Source organism: Amycolatopsis kentuckyensis (genome assembly GCF_002155975.1).
Taxonomy (GTDB): domain Bacteria; phylum Actinomycetota; class Actinomycetes; order Mycobacteriales; family Pseudonocardiaceae; genus Amycolatopsis; species Amycolatopsis kentuckyensis.
Window position 1 is genome coordinate 1 of record NZ_MUMI01000121.1, and the last position, 5,784, is coordinate 5,784.

Annotated in this window: 2 protein-coding genes and 1 pseudogene; 2 read left to right on the top strand and 1 reads right to left on the bottom strand. The window is 73.7% G+C overall.

Going from position 1 to position 5,784, the window contains the following annotated elements; all coding sequences use genetic code 11:
* A pseudogene (locus tag CCN39_RS13050) lies at nt 1-187 on the bottom strand (FAD-binding oxidoreductase); the annotation flags it as partial.
* Between the two features lie 135 nt (nt 188-322).
* On the opposite strand from CCN39_RS13050, the gene CCN39_RS13055 reads away from it, so the two are divergent.
* Both CCN39_RS13055 and CCN39_RS13060 read left to right on the top strand, forming a co-directional pair.
* Nucleotides 323-2,431 carry an elongation factor G-like protein EF-G2 gene (locus CCN39_RS13055; RefSeq protein ID WP_086841732.1) on the top strand — a complete coding sequence of 703 codons (2,109 nt, stop codon included), beginning with the start codon at nt 323-325 and terminating at the stop codon, nt 2,429-2,431.
* A gap of 247 nt (nt 2,432-2,678) precedes the next feature.
* Nucleotides 2,679-5,784, top strand: a 3,106-nt coding sequence (locus tag CCN39_RS13060; RefSeq protein WP_143264030.1) for an AfsR/SARP family transcriptional regulator, incomplete at its 3' end; no start/stop codon positions are given.

The following is a 5,784-nucleotide window of genomic DNA, read 5'->3' on the forward strand; positions in this document are numbered from 1 at the left end:
CCGGCACCCGGTCGTCGTACATCGTGAAGAAGCCCTGCTTGGCCTCCGGGTAGCCCGGGTCGCCCGGCCGGAACAGCGGCCCCGAAAGCCGCTTCCGGAGCCGCGCCCAGTCGTCCGGCGGGGGCCGCCCCGCCAGGCCCGCCACCGGCACCGCCCCGGAAATGCGCAAAAAAGCCCGCCTGTCCACGCCACTCCCCCCTCGCGCCGCGCCTCCCCCGGGGGCATTCGGCTGGTCCCGGGGGCCTTGCCTTGCCGTGACCAGGGTAGCGGGTGTGTGATCGAGGACACATCCCGTACACCAGCCGTTCGCCGAGGAGTCGTCATGGCAGACAAACAAGCCAAGAACGCCGACACCGGGGCCGCCGTCGCTGTGGACGACCCCGCCAAGGTCCGCAACGTCGTGCTCGTCGGCCCGGCCGGTTCCGGGAAGACCACCCTCGCCGAAGCCCTGCTCGCCGCCTCCGGCACGGTGCCGCGGGCGGGCTCGGTGGTCGACGGCACGACGGTGTGCGACCACGACCCGGCGGCGGTCCGCCAGCAGCGTTCGGTCGGCCTCTCGGTCGCGCCGGTGCTGCACCAGGGCCACAAGATCAACCTGATCGACACGCCCGGGTACGCGGACTTCGTCGGGGAGCTGCGGGCCGGGTTGCGGGCGGCCGACGCGGCGCTGTTCGTCGTCTCCGCCGCCGAGGGCGTCGACGCGGCGACGGTCGCGGTGTGGGAGGAGTGCGCCGCGGTGGGGATGCCGCGCGCGGTCGTCGTCTCCCGGCTCGACCACCACCGGGCCGACGCGATGGCCGAGATCGCCGCCTGCCAGGCCGCGTTCGGCGCCGGGGTGCTGCCGCTGTACCTGCCCGCGGGCGACGGCCTGGTCGGGCTGATCACCCAGCGGTACTTCGACTACTCCGGCGGGCACCCGCCGACGGTCGGCGAGCCCGCCGCGGCCGATCTGGAACGGATGGCCGAGGCGCGCAACGAGCTGATCGAAGGGATCATCGCCGAGAGCGAGGACGAGTCCCTGATGGACCGCTACCTCGCCGGCGAGGAGATCGCGGAGGCCACCCTCATCGCCGACCTGGAGACCGCCGTCGCGCGCGGGTCCTTCCACCCGGTCATCCCGGTGTGCTCGACCAGCGGGATCGGCCTGGCCGAGGTGCTCGACGGCATCGTCCGCGCGTTCCCCTCCCCGCTGGAGCACCGGCCACCCGAGGTCACCACGCCGGACGGCGGCGAGCACGCCGCGATCACCGCCGACCCCGCGGGACCCCTCGCCGCGGAGGTCGTGCGGACGGCAGTGGACTCCTACGTCGGCCGGGTGTCCCTCGTCCGGGTGTTCTCCGGGACGCTGCGGCCCGAACGGCCGGTGCACGTGTCCGGGCACGGCCTCGCCGAGCGCGGCCACGAGGACCACGACGCCGACGAGCGCGTCGCCCACCTGTATTCGCCGCTCGGTTCCTCGCTGCGGGAAGTGCCCTACTGCGTCGCGGGCGACCTCTGCGCGCTGACGAAGGTCGGCTCGGCGGAGACCGGCGACACCGTCTCCTCCCCCGACGACCCGCTGCTGATGGAGCCGTGGGCGATGCCGGAACCGCTGCTGCCGGTGGCCGTCGTCGCGAAGACCCGCAGCGACGAGGACACCTTGGCCCGCAACCTGTCCCGCCTGGTCGCCGGCGACCCGACGCTGCGGCTGGACCGCAACGCCGAGACCGGCCAGCTGGTGCTGTGGTGCATGGGCGAGGCCCACGCCGACGTCGTGCTCTCGCGGCTGCGCGCGGGCGGCGCGGACGTCGACACCGAACCGGTGAAGATCAGCCTGCGCTCGACGTTCGCCAAGCCGGCCAAGGGCCACGGGCGGCACGTGAAGCAGTCGGGCGGGCACGGCCAGTTCGCCGTCTGCGACATCGAGGTCGAGCCGCTCCCGCGCGGCGGCGGGTTCCAGTTCGTGGACAAGGTGGTCGGCGGCGCGGTGCCGCACCAGTTCATCCCGAGCGTGGAGAAGGGCGTGCGGGCCCAGCTGGCGCGCGGTCTCGCCGACGGCCACCCGGTGGTCGACGTCAAGGTCACCCTGGTCGACGGCAAGGCCCACAGCGTGGACTCCTCGGACGCGGCGTTCCAGACGGCGGGTGCCCTGGCCTTGCGCGAGGCCGCGGCGAACGGCCACATCACGATGCTGGAACCCCTGGAGGAGGTGGCGATCCGGCTCCCGGACGAGCACCTGGGCACGGTCCTCGGCGACCTGTCCTCCCGCCGCGGCCGCGTGCTGGGCACCGAGGCGGGCGAAGGCGGCCGGACGGTGATCCGCGCCGAAGTCCCGGCCACGGAACTGGTCCGCTACCTGATCGACCTCCGTTCGATGACCTCGGGCACGGCCACGTTCACCCGCCGCCACGCGAGGTTCGAGCCGATGCCGGAGGGAATGGCGGTCCACTAACCGGATCCCGCGTGATCGGAGCCGGAACTCGCGTGATCAAGCCCGTAACTCGCGTGATTCGAGGCGGCACGGCTCCAATCACGCGAGTCACGGCTTCAATCACGCGAGTCACGGGAACCGGCCGGGGTGTGTCGACCACGCCTTGGACCGGGTGATCACGGCGGGGAGGGCGACCGCACCGGTAGGCGGTGGCGGGCCGCGAACGGGGCCGGCGGAGGTACGCTCGGCCGCGGGAGGGGGCGTTGGCATGCCTGGTGTGCGATTCGGCGTGCTCGGACCGGTCACGGCCTGGCGCGGCACGGCTCCGGTCGAAGTGGGCCCCGGCAAGTGCCTGCGGGTGCTCGGAGTGCTGCTGCTTCACGCGAACCAGCCGGTGGACCGCGAGCAGATCATCGAGGGCGCCTGGGGCGGGAAGCCGCCGAAGAGCGCGGTCAACCTCGTCCAGAAGTACGTCGGCGAAGTGCGCCGGTCGCTCGAACTCGATGGCGCGACGCTGCAGACGGTGGGCACCGGGTACCTGCTCCGCGTTGCCCCTGACCGGCTCGACAGCGCCCAGTTCGCCGACGGCCTCGTTCGGGCGAGGGAGACGAAGCGCAGCGGAGATCCGGCCGTCGCCCGGCGGCACCTCGCCGAGGCGATGACGCTCTGGCGCGGGCCCGCCTTCGACGGCATCGACACCCCGGCGGCCGCCACCGAACGCGCCCGGCTGGAGGAATACCGCCTCGGCGCCCTGGAAGACCTCGCCGAGCTCGACCTGCTGCGCGGGGAACACGCGCCGGCCATCCCCGAGCTGACCCGGCTCACCGACGAGCACCCGTACCGCGAACGCGCACGGGAGCTGCTGATGACCGCCCTCTACCGCAGCGGCCGCCAAGGCGAAGCACTCGCCGTCTTCCGCGACGTCCAGGGCCTGCTGGCCGAGGAACTCGGCGTTGATCCCGGGCCCGGCCTGCAGCGCGTGCACGCGCAGATCCTGCGCGCGGACCCGGCGCTCGACCTGGCCACCGCGGCCGGGAAGCAGCGGCCGACCGCTCCCCTGCCCGCCGATGTCCCCGGCCGCGCCGCGCCGCCGGGCGAGCTGCTCGAGCCGGCCGAGCGCCGCGTGGTGGTTCCCCCGCGCCGGCCCTCCTCGCCGGCGCAGCCGTCACCGGATGATCCGGCAGCGGCTGCCCCCGGTCCCGCTCTCCGGTCCCTGCCGTACGACCTGCCGGATTTCACCGGACGGGCCGACGAAGTGGCCGGATGCCTGGAGTTCGTCGCCCGGCGCCGGAACGCGACCGCGATCGTGGCGGTGACCGGGATGGCCGGGGTCGGGAAGTCCGCGCTCGCCGTCCACCTGGCGCACCGGTGCACCGAGTGGTTCCCCGACGGCCAGGTGTTCCTGGACCTGCACGGCCACACCCCGGACCGGGAACCGACGACGTCGCACGTCGCCCTGCACGACCTGCTTCGCCGGACCGGAGTGCCCGACGAGGCTCTTCCCCGCGACACCGGTCAGTCGTCGGCGCTGTGGCGGTCGTGGCTGGCCGGCCGACGGGTACTGATCGTCCTCGACAACGTGCTGAACGCCCGTCAGCTCGGGCCGCTGCTGCCCGGCTCTCCGGGCCATCTGGTCCTGGTCACCAGCCGGTGGCGGTTGCCCGAGCTCGATGGGGCCGACCACCTGTCGCTGGAGCCACTGTCCGAGGCCGAAGCACGGGAGCTGCTGGTTCGGGTGTCTCGTCGTCCGGTGACGCACGACCGCGCCGCGGCCGAGGTGGTGGAGCTGTGCGGCCGGCTGCCCTTGGCGATCAGGCTCGCGGGAACCCGGTTGCGACACCACGACTCCTGGTCGGCCACCGATCTCGCCGACCTGCTCCGCGACCATCAAAGGCGGCCGGCCGAGCTTTCGGCGGGCAGCCGCAGCGTCGCGGACGCGTTCGAGGTTTCCTACCGCAGGCTCACCGCCGGTCAGCGGCGGGCTTTCCGGTTGCTCGGCCTGCACCACGGTCCCGACGTGGGCGTGCACGCGGCGGCGGCGCTGTTCGGGTGCGCCGTGCCGGAGGCGTGGCGGGTGCTGGAAGAGCTGGCGGAGGCACATCTGCGGCGCGAGCACACTCCTGGCCGGTACACGTGTCACGACCTGCTGCGCGGGCACGCGAACACGATTCTGGCCCGCGACGAGCCGGAGCCGGAGCGAATGGCAGCCCTGCGCAGGTTGGTGTCGCACTACGTCCGGGCACTGGACGCGGCGGGCAAGGTCGTCGACCCGCCGCGGTTCCCCGGCCCGCGCTGCGGTGCGGACGGCTTGCCGCCACTCGCCGACCGCACGCAGGCGCTGGCGTGGTGGGAAGCGGAGCGGCCGAGCCTCGTGGCCGCCGTCGAGGCGGCCGCCAAGGCCGGGCTGGACGGCGAGGCGATGCAGTTGGCGCGGGCACTGGCGCCCTTTCACTCCCAGGCGCACCACGCCGCGGAGCGGCGAACAGCCCAGCACGCGGCGCTGCAGGCCGCGCGCCGCGCCGACGACCAGGCCGCCCAAGCGCACATCCTGGTCGAGCTCGGCGCCGCGGAGCACCGCCTGGGCAGGGTGGCCGAAGCGCGTGAGCGCTACACGGAAGCCATCGCGGTCGCCGGCGCTGCCGCGGTCACCCTCGCCGAGGGCCGGGCGCTCGCCAGGATGGGCGCGCTGCACCAGTCGATGGGTGGGTATCGGCAGGCCGAGCGGGACATGCAGGCCGCGCTGGCCACTTTCCGCGCTCTGGAAGACGGCCAGCGCACGGCGACCACGCTCCTCGGGCTCGCCAATCTGTACGCGCAGGCGGGCAGGTACGCCGAGGCGCAGCGCACTCTCGACGAGGCACTGCCGGAGGTGGAACGCACCGGGCCGCTCCTGCGCGTGGGCAACGCCAACTACATCCAGGGCACGCTGCACCTGCGCCTCGGGCGCTACCGGGACGGTGAGCAACAACTCCGGCTGGCCCTGGAGCGGGCCAGAACGCTGCGCGACCGCGACGGTGAACTGCGTGCGCTCTTGGCCCTCGGTCAGGTCCACCTCGGCCGAGGCCGGCTGCCGGAGGCCGAGCGCCTGTTCTGCGAGCTCGTCACGGACTGCGCAGGCTCCGCCGGGTTCGTCGAAACGATGGCGCACACGAGCTGGGGCACGGTTCACGCGGCTCTGGGCAAGCCGCACGAGGCCGTGCGGCTGCACACGGCAGCGCTGGCCCTGGCCACCGCGAACGGTGCCCACGACCTGCGCACCATCGTGCTCAACGACCTGGCTGACACGCATTGGTCGGCCGGCAGCCACGACGCCGCCGCCGATTGCTACCGCGCGGCGCTGGTCCTGGCCGGCGAAGTCGGTTCGGCGGCCGAGG

Excerpts from the sequence above, each read along its gene's own strand:
- CCN39_RS13055 (WP_086841732.1), top strand. The coding sequence starts at position 323 with ATGGCAGACAAACAAGCCAAGAACGCCGACACCGGGGCCGCCGTCGCT.